The following is a 21673-nucleotide window of genomic DNA, read 5'->3' as shown; positions in this document are numbered from 1 at the left end:
GCTTTCGGGCGTGGGCATCGTTTGGATGAGAAGCGGACTGCACACGCCGTACCTGCGTCTTTTTTGCAACGGGCTCCTCCGCTCATAGAATTCATAATCTACGCAGACTCTTAACGGACATTTACCGAGCCTTCATACGCACAACACAACGGCTTAATGTTTCATCCGTAGAATGAACCATGTACTTCAACAAAAGGGGGTCCATGCTATGTCAGATGGTCAGGTTACGCTGAAGCATGTCACGAAAAGTTTTGACGGCAGTCAGTTTGCCGTACAGGATGCCAGCGTCACGATCGAACAAGGAGAATTTTTTGTCCTCGTCGGCCCGTCCGGCTGTGGCAAAAGTACGATGCTTCGCATGATCGCGGGATTAGAAGAACTCACCGCGGGAGAAATTCATATGCACGGCCGGCTCTCCAACGACCTTTCACCAAGCAAAAGAGAGCTGTCGATGGTCTTTCAGAATTATGCCCTCTATCCTCACCTGACTGTCGAGGAGAACATCCTCTTCGGCTTGAAGGTGCGTAAAGTATCCAAACAGGAACAGCGGCGCCGCTGCGATGAAGCTGTTGATATGCTCGGCATGCGCGAGTATTTGAAGCGCAAGCCGAGGGAATTATCCGGTGGTCAGCGGCAGCGCGTTGCTCTCGCGCGTGCGGTTGTCAGTCAAATGCCCATCTGTCTGATGGACGAACCGTTGTCGAACCTCGATGCCAAACTCCGCGCCCAGATGCGCACGGAAATCCGGCAGCTGCAGCAGGAACTCGGCATCACCATGATTTACGTCACCCACGACCAAGTGGAAGCCATGACCATGGCAGACCGCATGATGGTGCTCCGCCAAGGCGAAGTGCAGCAGGTGGGAAGGCCGCTTGATTTGTACAACCATCCTGCCAATGATTTCGTCGCCAGCTTTATAGGGGCACCCCCGATGAACTTGACGACAGCCACCGTTGACAATTCTGGTACGCTGCATGTTCCAGGAGCCCCTCGTCCACTCGTCATGGACCAGCCTCTCCCTGCCGAACAGGAGGTGCAGCTCGGAATCCGGCCCGAACACCTCCACCTGGAGCCACAGGAGGACTCGGACTGGGAGCTGCCGGTGCACCTGCAGACCGTGGAGGTGCTCGGAAATGAGACGCTCCTCACCATGGATGCCGGCGGGGCAGACTGGAAAGCTAAAATCCCCGGACAATGGTCACTCGAAGCGAAACGGCAGGCAGTCCTTTACTTGAACAGTTCGCATCTGCATCTCTTTGCACTGGACAACGGGAAAAACATCGGAGCATCTTTATCGGCCCCTGTCCAAGAGGAGGTCACCCTTTGAAACAGGCAGAAGAACTTCCGCGAAGAGTCGAAACCGTCGATGAAGCCGTGAAGCGTTATCGGATTCCTTCGAGCCGCTCGTTCTGGCAGAAGACGGTCAACTACCGGACAGCCCTTCTCTATCTGCTTCCTTCGCTTCTACTTTTCGGCGTATTTATGTTTTATCCGATGTTTTATTCCCTGTACTTGAGTTTTTTCTTCACGGATGCCCAGGGCGATCCAACCACCTTCGTCGGGTTCGAAAACTACGCCTATCTTTGGGAATCGGCTTCTTTCCGCCGCAGCGTGCTCGTCACCATCATCTTCGTCCTGCTCACAGTGCCGGCCAGTGTCATCCTGGCATTGTTCCTGGCGCTGCTGGCCAATGAAAAACTGCGGGGCATTGGATGGTACCGGACGATCTTTGCTTCCACGCTCGGGATGAGCGTCGCTGCTTCTGCAGTCATCTGGCTGTTCATGTTTCACCCGACCACCGGCGTATTGAATGCAGCACTTCAAGCCCTGCAGCTGCCGGCGGTATCCTGGCTGCAGGACAGCACGATGGCGCTGATTTCGATCAGCATCACCACCATCTGGATGAATACCGGCTTCTCGTTTCTCATTCTGCTCGGCGGCCTGCAGAACATTGATGAACATTTGTATGAGAGTGCCCGGATCGACGGCGCAGGCTACTTTTACCAGCTTCGTCGGATTACCGTGCCGATGTTGTCCCCGACGCTCTTTTTCATCATCACCATCACGTTCATCAATGCCTTCCAATCCTTCGGTCAGGTCGACATCCTGACCGGAGGCGGACCAGCGGAAGCGACGAACCTGATCATCTATTCGATTTACAGGGAAGCCTTTATCTATTATCAATTTGGACCTGCCAGCGCCATGGCTATCGTCTTGTTTGCCGCGGTGCTCCTGTTGACACTGCTCCAGTTTAAGTTCGGGGAAAGGAAGGTGCATTACCAATGATGCGGAAAAGTCTTCTTTACACGCTGTTGACCATCTCAGCACTGGTGATGTTCTTCCCGATTCTCTATGCGTTTTCAGTCAGCTTCATGACAAGTGAAGACATTGCGAACCGGCAGATCGTTCCCACGAACCCTACGCTGGCGAATTATTACGACGTGCTGCAGTCGGTCCCGATCCTGCATTACTTAATGAACAGCTTCATCGTCGCTTCTACCGCAACGCTCGGGATGCTGATTGTCAGTTCCCTCGCGGCATTCATCTTTGCATTCATCCCGTTCCGTGGGCGCCAGGCAGTCTTTCTCTTGTTTATTTCCACCCTGCTGATCCCTTGGGAGGCGACAATGATTCCTAACTTCTTGACCATTCAATCTCTCGGCTGGATGAACAATTATCTTGCCTTGACGGTTCCCTTTTTCGCGCTTGCTTTCGGGACCTTTCTGCTGCGGCAGCATTTTAAAACCGTCCCGATGGAATTATATGAGGCCTCCCGTGTAGAAGGGTTGTCCCACTTTCAGTTCTTCTACAAGGTGGTTGTGCCGTATGCCAAAACGAGTTTTGTCACGCTCGGGATTTTCGGCTTCCTGACTACCTGGAACATGTATCTCTGGCCCCTGCTCGTGACAACGAACGACACGGTCCGTACTGTACAGATCGGCCTGCGCCGTCTGCAGGCGGACGAAGTTGCAACCAACTGGGGACTTGTGATGGCCGGGGTAATTCTTGTGATCGTTCCTACGCTGATCCTTCTGGCTGCTGGTCAAAAACAGCTGCAGAAAGGATTGACGAAGGGTGCTGTCAAATAAATCATTCTAAAAAGAAAAGGGGAGTTTTACATGAAACGTGCCATGATGCTCTGGAGTGCACCGATGCTGCTGCTTGCCGCCTGTGGTGGAAACGATACGGAAGTTGAGAACAACGAGGAAGCAGGTGCAGCCGCCAACAACGTCAATGAAGCAGAGGAAAGCAATGAAGACGGCAGCGCGGGCAATGACGAGGAAGATAACAACCATGACGGGAATGCTGAAGCTGCCGGGGATGCAGTGGAAATTGAATTCTGGCATGGCATGGGCGGCGGCCTCGGCGATACACTTGAAGCACTCGTCGATGATTTTAACGAATCCCAGGAAGACTATCACATCCAGCCGGAGTACCAGGGATCTTATGAGGAACTGCTGACCCAGTTCAGAACGGTCAGCGGCACCGAAACGGCACCAGCACTCGTTCAGATGTTCGAAGTAGGAACCAAGTACATGATCGAGAGTGATTACATTACTCCCGTGCAGGACTGGATCGATGACGAAGGCTACGATGTAGACCAGCTCGAAGAAAACATTCTCAGTTATTACACGGTGGATGACCAGCTTTATTCTATGCCGTTCAACTCCTCCACTCCAGCTCTCTACTATAATGTCGACAAATTTGAGGAAGCCGGCCTTGACCCAGACAATCCACCGCGTACCTTCTCAGAAATTACGGAGGCGGCAGAAGCGTTGACAGATGAGGACACGTACGGTTTTTCGATGCTCGGTCACGGCTGGTTCTTTGAACAGCTGATTGCCACGCAGGGACAGAACTACGTAGATAACGACAACGGTCGAAGCGCCGATGCAACAGAAGTGACGTTCGGCGGAGAAGAAGGCCTGCGTGTCTATGAATGGCTGAATGACATGAACGAAGCAGAAACGTTCAACTACTTTGGACGCGACTGGGATGATCTCCGTGCCGCATTCCAAAATGGAGATGTCGCGATGTACATGGATTCTTCAGCCGGTACAAAAGACGCCGTAGAAAACGCGGATTTCGAGGTCGACCTGTCGTTTGTGCCTCATGAAGACAGTATCGATCCGAACGGGGTCGTCATCGGCGGTGCCTCTGTCTGGATGGGCAGCGGCATCAGCGAAGAAGAACAGCGCGGTGCCTGGGAATTCATGAAGTGGTTCAACGAGCCGGAAGTTCAAGCCGAATGGCACGTCAATACCGGCTATTTCTCCACCCATCCGGACGCATATGAGGAAGATATCGTTACCGAAGAGCACGAAGAATTTCCACAGCTGACGGTTCCGATTGACCAGCTGCAGGAAACCGTTACTTCTCCTGCTACGCAAGGAGCCTTGATCACGGTCTTCCCTGAATCCCGTGAACAGGTCGTAACTTCACTGGAAGCTCTGTATCAAGGAACTCCTCCAGAGGAAGCTCTTCAGCAGGCCGTAGATGGATCCAACCGAGCCATCGAAGTCTCGGACCGGGCCGGCGAATAATCTTTTCGTCAAGGAAGACAAAGGCTGGAAAGGGCTGATCAGCCTTCTCCAAATCAAACAGAACCAAAGCGATTTTTCTTCGGAACGGCGCGCGGCATCGCTGCTGGTTCCCGCGCAGCCGACATAGCCGCCGTTCCCCTGTATAAAAACGTATCCATTCCTATCACACAATAAGCAGCGTGGCGCCAGAAGTACATCCTTCTGGCGCCACGCTTTGCTGCATGCGCAGGAAGAAACGACCGCATTCCTGCCACGCTTTTCTCCAGACGAGCCGCTTGTTCGATACTAGACCGTCAGTTACCTAAGCCCCTCTGGTTTAAGGCTGCCGGGGCAGCCGCGGGAAAGAGGTCATCATGGTCCGCAGCGGCGGTGCATCGGGTGCGGATCAGTCACTCGCGGCGCCGGCTCGGACGTTGGGAGGCGGTGGGCGGTCGCAAGGAGGGAACAGGCAGTCTCTCCAGCAGGAAAATCGGTCACAGCGGTGCTGGGCGGTCACTCGGAAGGACGCAGCGGACGTTCAGGATCCGCGCTCGGTCACTCCGCACCTCGCAACGGCGCTTCGGTCCAGTCTCCTCCAGAAACCATTAGACCGTCAGTTACCTAAGCCCTTCCGGTTTACGGCTGCCGGGGCTGCCGCGGGAACGAGGTTATCATGGTCCGCTGCGGTTGTGCATCGGGTGCGGATCAGTCACTCGCGGCGCCGGCTCGGACGGTGTGCGGCGGTGGGCGGTCGTTTGGAGGGAGCGGGCAGTCGCTGGAAGCGGAAAAGCGGTCACACCGGCGCTGGGCGGTCACTCGGAAGCACGCAGCGGACGTTCAGGAGCCGCGCTCGGTCACTCCGCGCCACCCAGCGGCGCTTCGGTCCAGACCCTACAGCAACAAATAGACCGTCAGTTACCCAAGCCCCTCTGGTCTACGGCTGCCGGAGCAGCCGCGGAAACGAAGCTGGATCGTGGACCGCTGCGGCGGTGCATCGGGTGCGGATCGGTCACTCGCGGCGCCGGCTCGGACGCAGCGCGGCCGTGGGCGGTCGCTAGGTGAGAGCGGGCAGTCTCTCCAGCAGGAAAATCGGTCACAGCGGTGCTGGGCGGTCACTCGGAAGGACGCAGCGGACGTTCAGGACCCGCGCTCGGTCACTCCGCACCTCGCAACGGCGCTTCGGTCCAGACCCTCGAGCAACAAATAGACCGTCAGTTACCTAAGCCCTTCCCTTCCCGGCTCCAACACGTCGCAGTACTCTCCTCCCATTCAACAAATCCAATATATGGGGTAAATCTGAAACGAAAATAAATGGGCATATGGAACTTCATGCACCTATTTCAGTTTTCTCTTTTTTGGGACCTTCGTTTTTGATTTACTTATACATTTCCTATACAATAAATATATTATCAGGATCACGCACGCAAATATAGGACTTTTGACTAACAAAACGTAAAGGAGAAACATTATGCGCAGCAATTTCATGCATTACCTGCTGTTGTTTTATCTGCTGTTCGGCATGCTCATCGGGATCGCCTTCCGGTTTACCGTACCGTCGCTCGTGCAGATCCTTCCGGAAGACATGCTCCTGTTCAGCATCCTCTCGATCATCGCCGGAATGCTGCTCGGTTGGATCAACTACATCATCGCCAGGAGCGCCTTGAAGTATATCTTCGAGAGGTACGCCGCTATTTTGAGAGATGTCGCGGCCGGCAACTACCGCATTCGATCTGCCTATCAGGGATCGGATGTCCTGCAGAAGCTGACTTCCGCCTTGAATCACACGATTGAACAGCTCGCCCAGAAAGAAAAAGAGCTGCTGCAAGACCCGCTTACCGGGCTGCCAAATCAAAAAGCACTGGAGCGCGATTTCGCCGTCCTTTCTCCAGATCAAGCGACCTATCGGCTTTTCTTCATGGATTTGAATAACTTTAAACAAGTGAACGATCAGCATGGCCACCTTGCAGGTGATGAACTGCTGCGGCAGATCGGGGAGCGGCTGCGAGCGTGGGGCACCGAACAGGGAGTCCACGTGTACCGGTATGCCGGCGATGAATTCGTTCTCCTCGTGCCCTGGATGATGAGCGAGGCGGAGATGGATGCCGAATTAAGCCGGGCATTCGATCCTCCCCCTTTCATCAATGAACAGACGCATCCCATTGACTGGAGTGTCGGAGGAACGGAAATCGACCAGCACTCTATGAGCTTCTCTGCGGCCATTTCACAGGCGGATGATCTCATGTACCACGCCAAAAGGAAGAAAAAAGGCCAGGGGTATCCGCAGCACACGTAGGTTCATACGGGGCAGGCTCTTTATGAAGACTACTGCACCTGCTCCGTCTCAGCTGCATGCCAGCTCGACCCGCTGTCTGGGATAATTTCCAGATACAGATGAGGATAATGAGCCCCCGCCTCCTTCAGCACATTTCTTTTCATACCAATGGCCTCTTCGACAGCAAAGTATCCGTCCACGTGTCGTATATAAATCATCAGCATATACCGGCTCCCGTTTTTACTGATGAAAACATCTTCAACGTTCCAAGAAGCAGGTTTGTGCCTGGCGATCACTTCTTCAAAATACGCCTGCCTTCCCTTATTCTGCAGTGCGCCGCCAGCCAGCTCAATCACGGATTCGCGAATCATCGACACCGGTTCCCGGACGAGCAGCAGAGCAAGAATCAGGACGAAAATAGCATCCGCAAGGTAAGGAACGAATCCGGCATTTCCTCCGCCTCCCTGCATGAGGAAAAAGACGCCTGCCGCAATACCAAGTGAGAGACTTCCGTCCACGAGGGTTGATTTCTGCTCGGTCCGCATGAGGATACTCTGTCCCCCGGTCCGCCTGTACTGCCGCCGGTAAAACAACGTCATGCTGTAGCAGATGACGGTGCATGCTGCTGCGTAGTAGAAAATCGGCTCCGGAACCAGCATGGGAATGCCCTCGGTAGATCCCGACGCATAGAGAAAAATACGGATGACCGCCGTGGATGCCGCCATCAAGAGCACACCGAGAATCAGCAGTCCTTTCATGAAAGCGTACAGGGACTCATAGAAGAACTGCCCAAGCGGGAATGTTTTCGTGCGACGGGCTTTCACGATCGATACCTGAAGCGCCGTGATGACACCAAGGAACATAATGAAGCTGTAATTGCCGTCCAGAAGGATTGCTTCGGAATGGGAATAATAATACGTAACCCAGGCCATTCCCGCCATGAGGAGATTGGCACCGGCACCGAGCAGAAGGGACGCGGATTCGATGGAGTCAGGACGGCGGATCTCGTTCACTGTTTTATAGGTGAAACGGCGCCACAAATACTCCACTGGTCCTTGTTTCCACCGAGAAAGAATCCAGCGGCTGAGCAGTATTTGACCAAACAGAATACCCACGGCCAACAGCAGCGAACCCGCCGTACCGATCCGGCCGTATAAATCCCCTGCGTAGATGATTGTCAATGCCGTGATGCTCTGCAGCAAATACATCGTCAAAGCCGTCCGTCCCATGCATCGTAGTGACGTCATCCACCATCCTCTGCCTCCAACCCGTGAAAATAGATAGACGATGCCTGCAGTATAAAGAAACGTCAGCAGTGCTCCCGCTGTGCGCGTCAGCGTATCCAGCAGAAACACCTGATGTGCCCCTGCGTCCAGAAAGCCTGTTTCCATGGCGGCCACTACCCCTGCCATGCCGGCAAATAACAGGAGTACGACAGCATAAACGGAGCGAGGAATGGCTTTCCACCTCGATGGCTCCTCAAACCAGCCCTGCTTTCCTCCATACATACCCAGCAGAAACATACCTAGCACAAACGGGAGAAGAAACACTGATTCCGACAGGACCCACGGAACTTCTTCTGTCATACGGAAAACGAGCCAGGACCAAGACCCCGCCTCCGCATAAGCGTCGGTAACAGCTGCACCCATCGTTTTCCCTTCCTGACGCATCGCTTCCAGCTGACCTGCAGGAATCAACAGGCGTGAGAACAACAGCATCAGAAACAAGACGAGAAGCCCCAATGCCCAGCGCAGCATCGTCTGTGCTTGACGCTGATAAAAGAAGAGAAGCAAAAATCCCGTCACGGCATAGATCGTCAGAATATCCCCCATCCAAACGAGGAACAGGTGAGCAAGCCCGATGATCAGCAGCCCTGTCATCCGCCGGAAGAACAGCTTCCGCGCTGGATGACCCTTTTGTTCGGCCCGGGACATGAATACATGGAACCCGACACCGAACAAGAAGGTGAACAAGGTGATAAACGCGCCTTCAAAAAAGATCGTCACTATCAGCCCCGCCGCTGCATCGATTCCGTTTACCTCGACCCTCGAGCCAGTCTGTTCATACACCCACGTGCCGGAGGTCATCAATTGCACGTTCACCATCAATATACCGATCAATGCAAACCCCCGCAGCACATCCAGAACATCCATCCGCTTGTTCATCTTTACCACCCCTCTCCGCCGCAGCGGTTGTGATGATCTCATTGTAGCGGCGGAAAGTCCGACCGGGAATATGCCTCGATTCACATTCTCTCCGCCGATGAATCCTGTACAATGAAAGAAGAAGTTCTCCCTTTCCTGTTGGCAGAGGAAACACGAAAGGATCTTTGGATGAGATAGGAGGATCAACAAACGTACATGGATCCTTACTCTTGAATGAATCCGATCGGAGGTGATGTCATGAAGCGGGAGGATATCAACAGAAACACGCTCCTGCTCCGGGCAGGAGTGCAGGGAGTGGTGCTGCTTCTGCTGATCAGTCAAGCCGGCAGTAACGTGATATTTTGGATGACCATCATGGTCACCACTCTCTTTCTCTGTTCCAACTACTTCCTCTTGTTCCGTCCGCTTCCGGGAAGAAAAGGTGCGCTTGTTCTTCTGCTCATCGAATGGGCTGCGGCCGTATCGCTGCTGCCTTTCGTTCCTTATACCCCGTACTTCGTGCTGTTCATTGTTCTCATCGTTACCTCTGTGACGCTGCTAGAACCGCTGCCCGATCAGCTTAGTGCAGCCGGGCTGTCTGCTGCGGCACCTATTTTTCACCGTCTGTATCACGATGCGCTGAACTGGTCTGCAGTATCTGCTTATCTACTGATGATCCTGTTTTTTCTCAGTTTTGCGATTTTCTATCGGCGTTTTGAAGCACAGCAGGAAGAGCTGGAACAAGTAAATGCCGCCTTGGAGGCGTATGCAGAGCGGGAGAAAACGTGGGCACTCGAGCAGGAGCGGAACCGAATTGCCAGAGATCTGCACGACACGGTGGCCCACCAGTCGACCGGACTGATCATCCAGCTGCAGAAATTGAAATACGCCTATCAGCGTGGCGAACAGGGAGCCGTCGAAGCAAGCCTCCACGAATCTGAGCAAGCGGCAAGGACCATGCTCGAAGATATGCGGCAGTCGGTCAGAATGATTGCTCCGGTGGAAGCGTCCGGCTCCCCTTTTGAACAGCTCTTCGATGACTTTGCCCAGCTAGCCGATATGACGATCAACCACGACGGACTGGCCCAGTTTTATGAACTCCCCTTCCCCGAGCAGGCGGATCTGTACCGGCTGCTGCAGGAAGCCCTGACCAACGCCCGGCGGCACGGCCGCGCCGACCATGTTTCGATTCTGGCCGAAAAACAGAACGGCATGCTGGCGATCCGGATCACTGACAACGGCTCCGGGGCGGGTGGACAGTGGGAGAAAGGGTTCGGCCTTCGCCAGATGGAAGAGCGTGTCCACGCTTCCGGCGGCCGGCTGCACGTCGATCTGGCAGAACGTTCAGAGCTCTTTATTGAATGGCCGCTTCCATCGAAAGGAGGAGAACGATGAAGCTTGCTGTCGTTGACGATCAACGGCTCGTTTATGAAGGATTTCAGTCTCTTTTGAACATGCAGGAAGACATGAGCTGCCCATGGACGTTCGCTACCGGCGAGCAGTGTCTAGAGGCACTTGATACCATCGACGTGGATATTCTGCTCATGGATATCCGCATGCCTGGCATTGGCGGCATCGAAACCGTCCGGCGCGCAAAAAAGAAGTATCCATCGCTTCGTATTCTTATGTTAACGACGTTCCATGACCGCAGCTACATTATTGAAGCAATGAAAGCAGGAGCAGACGGCTACATGCTGAAAGATGCCCCCATCGAAAAGCTCGCGGAGGCGGTCCGTACCGTCCATCGTACAGGCGGCTATCTCGCCGAATCAGTCACTTCCACGGTCCTGGATTATATCCACTCCACCAGCAGCCCATCAGCATATGAACATCAATGGCAGGAGCGGTACGCCTTATCCGACCGGGAACTGCAGGTCATCACCCTGATGAAAAAAGGCCTGTCCAACCAGGATATCGGCTCCCGTCTGTCGATCAGCCCCGGCACCGTGAAGAATCACGTCAGCCATATCATGGACAAAATGGACCTGCGGGAGCGGAACCATATCACCATTTACGCACTTACCGGGGAACGGCCGGACGAACGTGCGGATTGATGTTTACTCGAACGCCAGCCTCGCCGCGTCCTACGATCCATCGATCTCCTCGGCATGCTGGGAAAGCCGGCGACACCGTTCGCTATTCCAGCATCCGTCTCGCCGAACGATGTAAAGCACCCTTGACAGTCAAGGGTGCTTTACTTTATGCTGAACTGGAATAGAAAGGAAGAGGCCGATGAAGAACCGGATGAAAGAACTTCGACAGCAGCACGGCATTTCACAGGAACGCTTAGCCGCGATGCTCGGCGTCTCCCGCCAGACGGTCATTTCGATCGAGAAGGAGCGCTACAATCCGTCCCTTCCGCTCGCCATGCAGATCGCCCGCTGCTTTACGACTACCGTCGAAAACGTCTTTATCCTGGAGGATGACGACCTCCAGCCATCCCACAACGAAAGGACCTGATTATATGAACGCCACCACCAGTCCCCGCTTTTTCGTCATAGCCGGCATCCTGTTTTTGCTATACGGCGCTCTGCTTACCGCAGGCTCTATCTACACCGGAACCTTTTTCGCCGGCCATGACATCGGCATCCTCTCTCTCTCCGTCCTTTGTTTCGCTCTTGCCTGGCTTCATCCTCAGTTCAAAGACAATGATGAACGAGCCCGCATGATCCGGGAAAAAGGCATGCTCTTCAGCTACTTTTTCCTCGTCTTTTATCTTGTCTTCCTCATGGGCATCACGCAGTTTAACGTGGTGTATCTGGATGCTTACCAGGCCTTGAGTCTCGTTGCGGCACTGATGACGACTACCGTGCCGATGACGTTTGTTTTTCTCGCCAGACGATACTGAACCGCCTTACTCTTCTTCGCTTTCTTGAAACTGCAGCTGCTTTTTTCGCTGAAGCAGCCGCTGAAAATCTTCCTCCAATTCCTCATCGGGTGCCAGACTGAGCCGGCTCAGCACCGAAGTGATCTCGTTCTCCACTTTCATCAGCTCCGCTTCCCGCTCTCCGGCAGCCGGCGCGATCGAATCCTGCTGGTCGATCCGGAGCCTGCCCTCTTCGATCGTGAACGTGCGCGTCGCTGCCGCTTGGCGGAACCGCCGGTCGTGGGTGACGAACAGCACCGTCCCTGGATACGACTGCAGGAGCGATTCAAGTGCCTCCATCGCCGCAATGTCCAAAAAGTTTGTTGGTTCATCGAGAACGAGGACGTTGGCCCGGCTGACGAGCAGCGTCGCCAGGGCCGTCTTGACCCGCTCTCCACCGCTTAAGACGTCCAGCGGTTTGTCGACGTCGATTCCGCTGAAGCCGAAGCGGGCCAGCACCGTCCGGACGAGGCTTTCCGGATGGACGGCGTCATCGAGAACCTGCTCGAGCAGCGTGCGGGAGAGCTCCAGCTGTTCCAGCTGCTGGCGGAAGTAGCCGAATATGACTGCGGGGGATACGTCGATGCCCTCGCCTTCTTCGACAATCTGCTGCAGCAGCGTCGTTTTCCCCGTCCCGTTCCGGCCGGTGACGGCCACCTTTTCACCGGCACGGATCGTGAAGTCGGCAGGCTCCCATAACGTCCGGCCTTCGATGCGGCCGGCTGCACGGACGGCCCGGATGAGCACCCGGTTTTTCAGGCGGCGGCTCTGGTCGGTTTCCATCTGGATCGGTGGCAGCTCCCGGCGTTTCGGCACCGGTTCCAGCTGGTCGATACGCGATTGCAGTGCGTTGGCTCCTTGATGGAGCTTTTTTTGTTTCTTCGCAAAATACGGCCTGGCACCGGTGATTTTCGCTTCGGATCTCGACACGCTGGCTGGTGTGCTGTCTGCCCGTCTCGCCCTCTCTTCTTTTTTCTCCATCGCTGCTTCCAGCTGCCGCCGCTTCGCTTCATACTTCTCGTGTTCCTTTTCCTGATGGCGCTCCTGCCGGTCCTTTTCGACTTCGTACTCGCGGTAACTTCCCGGGTACACGTGCAGCTTTCCACCTTCCAGTTCCCAGATCTCCGTGCAGACCTGCTCGAGAAACGCCCGGTCGTGCGAGACGGTCAGCACCGCTTCCGCCCGGCGGGACAGCCGGTCCGCGAGCTCGGTGCGCTGTTCTTCGTCGAGGTGGGTCGTCGGTTCATCCAGCAGGAAAACCCCAGCCCCCTGATTCAGCAAATCATACACCATCGCCAGCGACACTTCCCCGCCGCTTCTTGCAGGGTCTTTCGGCTTCAGTTGTGGAAACAGAAAGACCGAAGCATGGCGGACAATGCTGCCGGCGTCGGGGATCCGCTCCCCCGTCATGGCTTGAAGCAGGGTCGTTTTCCCTGATCCGTTCCGGCCGATCAGCCCGATTTTTGCTCCCTGATTCACCACGACATGGTTCGTTTCAAACAGGTTACGTTCCTTTGTATCACACGTGATATACTGCAGTTCCACTAATGGCATCACTATCCGCTCCCTTGTTGGAACAGAACGCAAAAAAGCCTTCTGTTCGTGATTGGACATACGTCCAGAACAGAAGGTATACGTTGCCGCAGAGGGATATGCAGGCATCATGTACATCCTATTCTGAACGCAGACAGCTCATAGCAAAGAGACTTCCCGTCGGAAGTGGTTTTTCGCCTGATGCTGTTCGATGTTCGTTGGAATAGGATTAGTACTTCATGTGCCTACCGTTCACCCTCTTTCCTTGTAATACTTGCATCATACCTCACATGGGAAACATCATCAACCTTGTTTTCCGCTCCCATCGGGGGAGGCGAGCATCGCCGCTGCCGTTTCATGCATTTCTTTCAGCCCGGATACTTCCGCATACTCTGCTGTCGTGATCCCGGAAGTGGTCATCATTTCGATAATATGGCGCTTCATTCCCGGCCACGTCCGACCGTCTGCCTGTTCGTAGGCGGTGATCAAATCATCGAGCGCCTCCTCCCCGAACAGCAGGTAATGCGTCAGGAAATCCGGCGACACGTCACCGACGGCCGCTTCGGTCCAGTCAATCAGACCGGTGACCCGGCTCGTATCGTCAATCAGGATGTGGCCTGGATGCAGGTCGCCGTGCAGCAGCCCGGCATAGTCCGGCCAGAGATCCATGTCCGCCAGCCACGTATCCCACCGTTCCTGAAGTGCCGGGTGCACATCATACCGGGCCTTCACCCACGTCATCCTCGACTCCATGGCCAGCCGGATATCTTCCGCCCGCGTCACCGGCAGGCCGGCTGTTTCCACCGGTGCTTCCGGCGTCCGGTGCAGTTCTGCAAGCACCTCCGCCAGTGACTCGGTATACGTCTGCGGCACCGGGTTCCGCTCGAGCTTCCAGACATAGTCCATCAACTCCTTGTCGATCACCGCCGCAGGCTCGCCGGAGAGCAGCGGATACGCGATGAGCGTTTCTGAGAAAATGCGCCACTCCGGTACTTCAAATGCGGCATCCTGCAGGTAGTCGAGCAGCTGCTTCTCTCTCGCAGCCGACCGCATCGAGCTTTCCCGGCGCGGCATCCGCAGCAGCCACCGACGTCCTTTATGATCTTCTGCCGAGGCAGCGGTAAAATCGACCCCAGACTCATCTATGCGGATTGTACTCGGCTGGAGAATCAAGTCGTGCGATTCTGCCAGGGCAAATACCTCACTCTCGTTCATGCTATCTCTCCTTTTTATCGTGACAGATGTTGAAGCAGGCCGTGCTGCCCCGCTACATTCCGCGTTCGTGGTCCAGTTCATCAAGAAACGTCCACAGCCCCGCCGCAGTTTCTGCCGCGGCCGGCCCGCACCAGATTAAGTGCCCCCAGCCGTCGATGACCTGCATCCGGGCATCGGGCCGCGCCCGGACTGCTGCTTCTGCGTGTGTAAACGGCACGCTCCCGTCCAGCCGGCTGTGCTGGATCAGCACCGGGCAGGTGAGGGTCGACAGCTTTTTCGTATGGTCCTTCTGGGTATGGTGTAGATCCAGCAGAAATCCCCGGCGCGACCGCTGCCGGGTGAGCAGCTGCAGCACGTCATTTTTCTCCCAGGGGGTGACCCGGTGCTGCAGTTCACTCCACGGCAGGAGGCTGAACGACGATGCCATCTGCTGAAACAGCCTCTCCGGGACCGTCCTGCTGCCGAACCGGATCATCCCCCACGTCACACGTTCCACGCGGGAGCGGAACATGACCTGCGCACCTTTATACAACGGATCCTCCCGCGTCAGCCATGGCATGACGACCGCGGCCTGAAGGGTCAGCGAACGAACCCGCTCCGGTTTGCGTGCGGCGAAGTGGATGCCGGATGGACCCCCGGCGGACATGGCAACTACATCTACGACTCCGATGCCGAGATGGTCCAGCAGCTTCTCGTACCAGTCCGCCGTCTCGTCCATCCAGCGGCCGATATCCACGTTGGTGTTCCCGTATCCCGGCCTCGAAGGCAGAATCACCTGCCTTCCGGTGAGCGCCTCGGTTCCGAGTCGTTCCCGGCAGTCCGAATGACCTCCGTGCAGCACGAGTACCGGAGGCCCGCTCCCTTCCACCGTATATTCCATACAGGTTTCCCCTTCGCAGAACAGCACCTGCTCTCGCTTCATTCCGAGCCCCTCCTTTATGTAAGCTGGAAAGCGCAGAACGCTTTCCGGCCGGCACGGCGCCTGCAGTCGCTGCCGGCTCTTTCCGCGCAGCGTAAGGCGACGTCGTGCCAATCACCGACTGCAAAAGCCGGCCTGATACCTTTCAGACCGGCTTCCTGCTTACACCGGACGAACGGTGATTTCATTCACATTGACGTAATCCGGCTGTGTCACCGCATACACGACCGCCCGGGCGATATCGTTCGTTTCCAGCTTGCGGCGGTCGCCGTGCCACGCCGACTCGCCGTCTTCTATGGAATCGACCATCCCCGGAGAAATATTCGTGACGCGCACGCCAGTTTTGGCGAGTTCTTTCTCCAGTCCGGTGGAAAGCGCGCGGACCGCGAATTTCGTCGCGCTGTACACGGTGCTCATTTTCGTCACTTCCCACCCGGAAACCGAGGCGATGTTGATGATATGACCGCTGCCCCGCTCTATCATACCGGGCACAACGGAATGGACGCCGTACAGCACGCCTTTGATGTTTACATCAATCATCTGATCCCAGGCATCCACCTCTCCGGACAGCACGGGTGCCGCCAGCATCTGCCCGGCGTTATTGACATAAATATCGACCTGGCCGAACGTCTCCGCCGCCTTATCCGCCAGCATCGTCATTTCCACCTGGTTCGTCACATCGGTCCGGACCGTCAGCACGCCGCCGCTGCCGGTTTCCTGCAGCTCCTGCTCCAGCTCTTCCAGCTTCTCTATGCGGCGTGCCGCAAGGACGACATTCACATCCTGAGCCGCCAGCCGTCGTGCAATGCCAGCGCCGATCCCGCTGCTCGCTCCTGTCACCACTGCTGTACTGCCTGCGATATCTTTAAGTTCTTCCATGTTGTTTTTCCTCCTCTATCCTCTGCTGTCTAGAAAGCGATTCCCTCGAAGCATGGAATGGAAACCTCTGTCTTGCAGACCGTTCAGCGCCAGAAGGAGGTGTGGCCGGCTTTGTCTTCGATGTTAAAGTCGATCAGCTGCCGGAGCAGATCGTAATGGATCTCTTTTTTCCATGGGAAGCGGATCAGCTGCTTCGTATAGTTCAGTCCCGCCGCTTCGATGGCCTCTGCATGGGCGTCGATCGCCTGGGGCTCGGGAGCGGCTGCCAGATGTTTCGCAGACGCGCTGAAGCCGATAATGAACGTACCATGATTCGTAAACATCGGCTGCTTCCATTTGATCACCGGGGTCAAATCGGGATACGTCTCCTTTACCCATTGCAGTACCTCGCTCATGCGGCTGCGCTGTTCCGGCTGCAGCGTCTCCAAGTAATCCTCGTGCGTGTCCATCTATATTCCTCCTTGTTCCTATCCTTCTGTAGTCGACTATACCATAGTTGCCGCCGGAATCGTGGGGTTCTTCCTAAAGCGCCGGTCGCATCAGAGCGGCTGTGTACCGGAAAAGGGGGCTTGGGTCACTGACGGTATGAAGGTGGTTGGTGACGGAAATGCAGGGGGGCGCTTAGTGACCGCTCGCCTTCGCTGAACGTCCGCCCCTGCCGGCTGAGTGACTGCTCCGGCTTCCTGAGTGACCGCCCAGCGCCCGTGCGTCCGCTTTTTGCTTTTGAATGACTGCTCCGTGCCTCTGAGTGACCGCTCTCAGCCCTTGAACGTCTGCTCCTCCGCCGCGAACGTCCGCTCCTGCTTCAAACGACGGACACGCCCTACACCTCATCCACCTCATTTCCGCGGCTGTGCCGTCAGACGTAACCCTAAAGGGATTAGCTTAATCACTCTTTCCACAGAAAACCCACGCCAGACCTGCTTCTGACGTGGGGGAATACTGGATGTGCTTCTTTCTTTATTCTTTTCCGTTATAAATGACAGGGATCCAGATTTCACTGTGAAAGGCAGGATCTGTTGTATCCTCCTGTTCGCTCCAGAGCATTTCCGGTCCGCCTGTCTGTTCATATCCGCTGGACGGGAACCATTCGGAATAAATCCGCCCCCACGTTTCCTGAAGCGCTTCCGGAAATGATCCTTTCGCTGTGAATACAGCCCACGTTCCAGCGGGGACTTCCCTTTCGGAAAAAGGCTCCGGTGCCTTTCGGGAAGAGACAACGCCGATGTAGTGGCTTACGTCCCCCTCTTCTTCCATTCTTCCTTCTGAGAAGTCCGCCGTTGCTTGAATGATGCCGGACGGTTCCATGTCCGACAACGCCTGCAATTGAGCCATTTCCTCCTGCGTCATCTTTTTCCACATAGCAGAAATATGCTCATTTTCTCCTTCAAAAACGATCGGCACCCGTTCCATCTTTCCAATCAGTCGAAACGCCGGCTTTTCTTCGATTCTCCAGTTCATAGCATCGCCTCCAGTAATCTGTAGTTGAATGTGAATGCGGGGATAGGAACGAATCGAGACGGACTCCCGCTGTACCGCGGAGGGCGTCACGCCATGAACACTGCGGAACGCCCGGGTGAACGCATCACTGGAATCATACCCATATTTTGCAGCAGCATCAATCACCCGCATCCCGGTCTGTATCAATTCAGCTGCGGCCAGCGTCATCCGCCGTCGACGGATGTATTCCGAAAGCGGAATGCCCGCCAGCATAGAAAACATACGGCGGAAGTGAAATTCCGAACACCCCGCAGCCGCCGCTGCTTTTTTAACATCAATGTCTCCGGTCAGCCGGGCTTCCATATACGCGACCGCCTCATTCCAATCTTTCATCGTATCCCTCCCCTTCTTTATCATCCTACTACATCCAGCTCCCCTCCTGCCCTGCCGTTCGTGCCCGATGGTGCAGGGTATGTGGAAACACGAATACTGAATGAAGGAAAATATGGTATCATATAACAAATGGGCTTTCTGTCCCACTGATTGAAAACCTTTATTTTAGAAAGGAGTTTTGCTGTGGGTACGCTTGCCGCTGTCCTTATTATCTTCGCTGCCGTTCTTATCGACTTTTACTGGCTCGACCGCGACAAGAAGCGGTGGGGGTGGATGAGTCATTGGTCGAACTATCAAAAGGCAGGTTTCTTTTCCGCTTTCCTTTTACTATCCGCAATAGCCTATACCGTCCTCAGCCTTTCATTTTTGTAATCAGCTGAAAGGTTGATCCTCTACTGTCTGAGCAGGTCAGGTCCAGCCATACGCAGGGTTCCTGCCTGCTCCTTGTTTGTGAAGAAAAAGGCATCCGATTTTTTCTTTAACATGAACGAGACCTCTGTCTTGGTCGATGACAACCGCCAAACTCCCTCTCCTTCTTCCAGCCGTGCAGCACGGCTTTTTGTGCGTCAAAGCTCCGTCATGGCTTTTCCCCTTCCTGTTCGACCTGCAAGTCCCTCCATTAATGAAGCAATTACATCCATACACTTGAGTATATAGTCCCTTACAACCGGTCAGAATTTTCGTTAAACTACACTATGCATGACTTAAGTTTCACCAACCTTGGGAGGGGCATACATATGATACAACGTTCGATGAAAGCGAAATTTGTTGCAGCTGCTGCGGCTATTTTGATTGCCGTGATGCTGATTACCTCTGTGACCATCTATTTTCAACTGGCAGGTGACATCGAACAGTCCGTCGATGAGAATGCGACAGCATTTACAGAAGACACAGAACGATATATACAGGAATTCATGGAAAAGTACGATATCACCGTGGATACGCTCGCGCAGAACCCACAGGTGGAAAACTTCGCGGCAGGCGATGATGCAGAGGACGCTTGGCAGGACATCACTTCCATTCACGAAGCCTACATGGAGGGCGATGACGGCATACAGTTGATGTATATCGGCGAAGAGGATGGTTCGTTTACATCCACGCCGGAAATCGACGTGCCGGATGACTTCGATGTCCGCGAACGTCCATGGTACATCGAAGCAGAAGAAAATGAAGGAGCGACAGCATGGACGTCGCCCTACATCGATATTGATACAGGAGAGCTTGTCATTACGGCAGCCCGCACCATTGAGACTGGAGGGGTAAAAAGTGTCGACATTTCGCTGAACGCCATGGTCGACGCCCTGGAATCAGTCGATATCGGTTATGAAGGAGAACTCGCGCTAGTAGATGACGAGGGACTGATCATCGCGCACACCGATGAAGCACAGATTGGAGAGGAGGCTGCAGAAGGCTCCTTGACAGCTCAGGCAGCTGCGGATCAAGAAGCCGGCAGCATCAGCAGCGGCGGTGAAACGGCCTACCACCGCACGATTGATGGGTTCGACTGGTCGATCGTCGCCCACTACGATGACGACGTGCTCTACCAGGAGCTTTCCACCATCCAGCAGACTTTTCTCGTCGTAACTTTCGCTGCACTTGCTGTCGGCATGGTCGGTGCTTACTTTGCAGGAAGCCGCTTCACCCGACCGGTGAGGGAAATGCGTAACCACGTCCGGAATCTTGCAGAAGGTAACTTTACGGAGGAAGTGCCAGTCCGCAGCAGGGACGAGGTTGGGGAACTGGGGACCGCCCTCAATATGATGACGGCTCAGCTGCGGGAGCTGATCGGCTCCCTGCAGCGCTCTGCCGACAATACAAGATCCATGTCGGAAGGGCTGAGCGCGACATCGGAAGAGACCGCCGCGACGAGTGAAGATATCTTCAATGCGGTACAAGACGTGGCGAAAGGCAGTACGCAGCAGGCAGGTGCCATTGAGGACATCAATGATAAAATGCAGCAGCTTTCAGCAAGCATCGATCAAGCTGAAAAGCAGACCGCCGATATGACGGACGTGTCCGGCCATATGCGCGAAGCGAATTAAACCGGCAGTGAACGTCTTCAGACACTTGAAGCCAATGCTGCTGCGACAGCCAACATGTTCAGCGAAGTGGACACGGCCGTCCAGGAATTAGCCGCAAAAACAGCAGACGTCACTCTCGTGGTAGATACGATTTCCGGATTTGCCGACCAGACGAATCTCCTGGCACTGAATGCAAGTATTGAAGCGGCACGTGCAGGAGAGCAGGGGAAGGGGTTTGCGGTCGTAGCTGATGAAGTCCGGAAACTGGCCGAACAGTCGATGCAGGCAACAGACCAGATCCGCAGCACGCTCGACGATGTGAAAGGAGAGACCGGCCGGGTGGAACAGGCGATACAGCAGGCCGGGGAGGTGCAGGATACACAGCAGGCTTCCGTTCAGGATACACATGAATCCATGCAGTCGATCATCAGCTCTGTCGATCACCTGAGCAGCTCCATCGCATCGTTGAGCGGTGATCTGCAGCAGGTACAGCAGTACAAAACAGACATCGCTGTCTCTATGTCAGATATTGCGGAAGTGTCAGAACAGGCAGCCGCTACAGCGGAAGAGGTGTCCGCCTCCGCGGATGAACAGGTCAAAGCGGTCCACTCGGTGGGAGAATCTGCCGAGCAGCTGCACGACCTGAGCACCGAACTGCAGCAGAAAACAAACCGTTTTCACGTATAGCGGGATGCCCCTTCTTCTTCTGGGGCGTGCCGGGCTCCCCCGGGCCCTTCCGTACGCCGAGCAAGACCACACGGCCAGCTGTAACCGGCCCCGACACAACTGTCGGGGCCGGTTCTTTTTTCCTCAATCAGGTTCGATTTCAGCGTGCATGAACTGCTTCCCTGCTGCGACGGCGACATTGGAACCTGCGTCCGGCAGCAGCCCTCAGTAGAAGTCACAGCCTCGGTATCTTTTGTTTTCTTGATTGGATGGGAACATCCTCCCGCTCTACTCCCATCCCCGATGCGGTCGTACCACGCGTCGATCGTATAGAAATCCAGGCCGGCGCGCATCATGTGAATATCACGCTCCAGCCCGTCGAGATGATGGGCATCCGGATGGCAGGCCGTCATTGGATGCGTCTGCGTTTCCCCCTCATAGTCATAGTGCATCATCGTGTACCGGCGCACGTTGGACATAATATATGGATCGGTGTTCAGATGATTCACGTCTTCACCGAGGCAGGCAATCAAGCTTTGGGCGAACGTCGTTTTGCCGGCGGCACCGTGACCGGTGATGCCGATCACAGGCCGGTCCGGCTGCTTTTGTATCCATGATGCCAGTCGAGCCAGCAGTTCTTCCATGCATCCTCTGCCTCCTTTGCTGCTGTCAGTGAACGGGATTCTTTCCCGCAGTCTTCTGCCACTCTTCGCGCAGCACGCCCATGCGGATCGAATCGTAGTAGTCCCCATCGTAGTACCGCACTTGTCGAATGCGGCCTTCGAGCTTCATGTTCATTTTT

General features: G+C 55.2%; 18 protein-coding genes and 2 pseudogenes. 11 read left to right on the top strand and 9 right to left on the bottom strand.

Going from position 1 to position 21673, the window contains the following annotated elements; all coding sequences use genetic code 11:
- Positions 1-208: 208 nt before the first annotated feature.
- From G477_RS0117530 to G477_RS20790, 5 genes are all read left to right on the top strand, one after another.
- Positions 209-1327, top strand: coding sequence for an ABC transporter ATP-binding protein (locus tag G477_RS0117530; protein WP_026699017.1), 1119 nt, complete (start codon positions 209-211; stop codon positions 1325-1327).
- A gap of 47 nt (positions 1328-1374) precedes the next feature.
- Positions 1375-2286 carry a carbohydrate ABC transporter permease gene (locus tag G477_RS0117525; protein WP_026699016.1) on the top strand — a complete coding sequence of 304 codons (912 nt, stop codon included), beginning with the start codon at positions 1375-1377 and terminating at the stop codon, positions 2284-2286.
- Entirely contained in the window at positions 2283-3089 is an 807-nt protein-coding gene (locus G477_RS0117520) for a carbohydrate ABC transporter permease (RefSeq protein WP_026699015.1), read from the top strand. The genes G477_RS0117525 and G477_RS0117520 overlap by 4 nt, the downstream gene beginning before the upstream one ends.
- A gap of 30 nt (positions 3090-3119) precedes the next feature.
- Positions 3120-4544: an ABC transporter substrate-binding protein gene (locus G477_RS0117515; RefSeq protein WP_026699014.1), complete on the top strand. Its 1425-nt coding sequence runs from the start codon at positions 3120-3122 to the stop codon at positions 4542-4544.
- A 1447-nt stretch (positions 4545-5991) separates the two neighbouring features.
- On the top strand, positions 5992-6816 hold the full coding sequence (locus G477_RS20790; protein WP_051288219.1) for a GGDEF domain-containing protein: 825 nt from the start codon (positions 5992-5994) through the stop codon (positions 6814-6816).
- 29 nt (positions 6817-6845) lie between these two features.
- Here the strand turns inward: G477_RS20790 and G477_RS20785 are convergent, their stop codons facing one another.
- Positions 6846-8960, bottom strand: a complete 2115-nt coding sequence (locus G477_RS20785) for a DUF418 domain-containing protein (RefSeq protein WP_051288217.1) — start codon at positions 8958-8960, stop codon at positions 6846-6848.
- 237 nt (positions 8961-9197) lie between these two features.
- Between G477_RS20785 and G477_RS0117500 the strand changes: the two genes are divergently transcribed.
- The 4 genes from G477_RS0117500 (at position 9198) to G477_RS0117485 (ending at position 11787) form a co-directional block, all read left to right on the top strand.
- Positions 9198-10334, top strand: a complete 1137-nt coding sequence (locus G477_RS0117500; RefSeq protein ID WP_170203909.1) for a sensor histidine kinase — start codon at positions 9198-9200, stop codon at positions 10332-10334.
- Complete coding sequence (locus tag G477_RS0117495; RefSeq protein ID WP_026699012.1) at positions 10331-10993, top strand: response regulator transcription factor; 663 nt, start codon at positions 10331-10333, stop codon at positions 10991-10993. Before G477_RS0117500 ends, G477_RS0117495 begins: the two co-directional genes overlap by 4 nt.
- A gap of 178 nt (positions 10994-11171) precedes the next feature.
- Entirely contained in the window at positions 11172-11399 is a 228-nt protein-coding gene (locus tag G477_RS0117490; protein WP_026699011.1) for a helix-turn-helix transcriptional regulator, read from the top strand.
- A 4-nt stretch (positions 11400-11403) separates the two neighbouring features.
- Positions 11404-11787 carry a hypothetical protein gene (locus tag G477_RS0117485; protein WP_026699010.1) on the top strand — a complete coding sequence of 128 codons (384 nt, stop codon included), beginning with the start codon at positions 11404-11406 and terminating at the stop codon, positions 11785-11787.
- A 6-nt stretch (positions 11788-11793) separates the two neighbouring features.
- Here the strand turns inward: G477_RS0117485 and abc-f are convergent, their stop codons facing one another.
- From abc-f to G477_RS0117455, 6 genes are all read right to left on the bottom strand, one after another.
- Positions 11794-13359 carry a ribosomal protection-like ABC-F family protein gene (gene abc-f / locus G477_RS0117480; RefSeq protein WP_026699009.1) on the bottom strand — a complete coding sequence of 522 codons (1566 nt, stop codon included), beginning with the start codon at positions 13357-13359 and terminating at the stop codon, positions 11794-11796.
- Between the two features lie 282 nt (positions 13360-13641).
- Entirely contained in the window at positions 13642-14553 is a 912-nt protein-coding gene (locus G477_RS0117475) for a macrolide 2'-phosphotransferase (protein ID WP_026699008.1), read from the bottom strand.
- Between the two features lie 52 nt (positions 14554-14605).
- Entirely contained in the window at positions 14606-15475 is an 870-nt protein-coding gene (locus tag G477_RS0117470; RefSeq protein ID WP_026699007.1) for an alpha/beta fold hydrolase, read from the bottom strand.
- Between the two features lie 159 nt (positions 15476-15634).
- Positions 15635-16351, bottom strand: coding sequence for an SDR family oxidoreductase (locus G477_RS0117465; RefSeq protein ID WP_026699006.1), 717 nt, complete (start codon positions 16349-16351; stop codon positions 15635-15637).
- An 83-nt stretch (positions 16352-16434) separates the two neighbouring features.
- Complete coding sequence (locus G477_RS0117460) at positions 16435-16800, bottom strand: iron chaperone (RefSeq protein WP_026699005.1); 366 nt, start codon at positions 16798-16800, stop codon at positions 16435-16437.
- A gap of 511 nt (positions 16801-17311) precedes the next feature.
- The gene (locus G477_RS0117455; protein WP_245575575.1) at positions 17312-18184 is read right to left on the bottom strand and encodes an AraC family transcriptional regulator; all 873 of its coding nucleotides are present in this window, start codon (positions 18182-18184) and stop codon (positions 17312-17314) included.
- A gap of 737 nt (positions 18185-18921) precedes the next feature.
- Here G477_RS0117455 and G477_RS0117440 point away from each other — a divergent pair.
- Positions 18922-20226, top strand: a complete 1305-nt coding sequence (locus G477_RS0117440) for a methyl-accepting chemotaxis protein (protein ID WP_026699002.1) — start codon at positions 18922-18924, stop codon at positions 20224-20226.
- 39 nt (positions 20227-20265) lie between these two features.
- Positions 20266-20892, top strand: a pseudogene (locus G477_RS0117435) (methyl-accepting chemotaxis protein); the annotation flags it as partial.
- Here G477_RS0117435 and G477_RS20780 read toward each other — a convergent pair.
- Both G477_RS20780 and G477_RS21590 read right to left on the bottom strand, forming a co-directional pair.
- Positions 20883-21515, bottom strand: coding sequence for a hypothetical protein (locus G477_RS20780; RefSeq protein ID WP_051288213.1), 633 nt, complete (start codon positions 21513-21515; stop codon positions 20883-20885). The pseudogene G477_RS0117435 and the gene G477_RS20780 sit on opposite strands and share 10 nt — an antisense overlap.
- A gap of 25 nt (positions 21516-21540) precedes the next feature.
- Positions 21541-21673: pseudogene (locus G477_RS21590) on the bottom strand (GNAT family protein); the annotation flags it as partial.

Source organism: Alkalicoccus chagannorensis DSM 18086, from assembly GCF_000429725.1.
Lineage (GTDB): Bacteria > Bacillota > Bacilli > Bacillales > Salisediminibacteriaceae > Alkalicoccus > Alkalicoccus chagannorensis.
The sequence above is the reverse complement of the archived record's forward strand: the minus strand, read 5'-3'. Positions and strand labels throughout refer to the sequence as shown.

What these genes read in the sequence shown, in the direction of transcription:
- G477_RS0117530 (WP_026699017.1), top strand. Translation starts at nt 209, where the DNA reads ATGTCAGATGGTCAGGTTACGCTGAAGCATGTCACGAAAAGTTTTGAC.
- G477_RS0117520 (WP_026699015.1), top strand. Translation starts at nt 2,283, where the DNA reads ATGATGCGGAAAAGTCTTCTTTACACGCTGTTGACCATCTCAGCACTG.
- G477_RS0117515 (WP_026699014.1), top strand. Translation starts at nt 3,120, where the DNA reads ATGAAACGTGCCATGATGCTCTGGAGTGCACCGATGCTGCTGCTTGCC.
- G477_RS20790 (WP_051288219.1), top strand. Translation starts at nt 5,992, where the DNA reads ATGCGCAGCAATTTCATGCATTACCTGCTGTTGTTTTATCTGCTGTTC.
- G477_RS20785 (WP_051288217.1), bottom strand. Translation starts at nt 8,960, where the DNA reads ATGAACAAGCGGATGGATGTTCTGGATGTGCTGCGGGGGTTTGCATTG.
- G477_RS0117500 (WP_170203909.1), top strand. Translation starts at nt 9,198, where the DNA reads ATGAAGCGGGAGGATATCAACAGAAACACGCTCCTGCTCCGGGCAGGA.
- G477_RS0117495 (WP_026699012.1), top strand. Translation starts at nt 10,331, where the DNA reads ATGAAGCTTGCTGTCGTTGACGATCAACGGCTCGTTTATGAAGGATTT.
- G477_RS0117490 (WP_026699011.1), top strand. Translation starts at nt 11,172, where the DNA reads ATGAAGAACCGGATGAAAGAACTTCGACAGCAGCACGGCATTTCACAG.
- G477_RS0117485 (WP_026699010.1), top strand. Translation starts at nt 11,404, where the DNA reads ATGAACGCCACCACCAGTCCCCGCTTTTTCGTCATAGCCGGCATCCTG.
- abc-f (WP_026699009.1), bottom strand. Translation starts at nt 13,359, where the DNA reads ATGCCATTAGTGGAACTGCAGTATATCACGTGTGATACAAAGGAACGT.
- G477_RS0117475 (WP_026699008.1), bottom strand. Translation starts at nt 14,553, where the DNA reads ATGAACGAGAGTGAGGTATTTGCCCTGGCAGAATCGCACGACTTGATT.
- G477_RS0117470 (WP_026699007.1), bottom strand. Translation starts at nt 15,475, where the DNA reads ATGAAGCGAGAGCAGGTGCTGTTCTGCGAAGGGGAAACCTGTATGGAA.
- G477_RS0117465 (WP_026699006.1), bottom strand. Translation starts at nt 16,351, where the DNA reads ATGGAAGAACTTAAAGATATCGCAGGCAGTACAGCAGTGGTGACAGGA.
- G477_RS0117460 (WP_026699005.1), bottom strand. Translation starts at nt 16,800, where the DNA reads ATGGACACGCACGAGGATTACTTGGAGACGCTGCAGCCGGAACAGCGC.
- G477_RS0117455 (WP_245575575.1), bottom strand. Translation starts at nt 18,184, where the DNA reads ATGAAAGATTGGAATGAGGCGGTCGCGTATATGGAAGCCCGGCTGACC.
- G477_RS0117440 (WP_026699002.1), top strand. Translation starts at nt 18,922, where the DNA reads ATGATACAACGTTCGATGAAAGCGAAATTTGTTGCAGCTGCTGCGGCT.
- G477_RS20780 (WP_051288213.1), bottom strand. Translation starts at nt 21,515, where the DNA reads ATGGAAGAACTGCTGGCTCGACTGGCATCATGGATACAAAAGCAGCCG.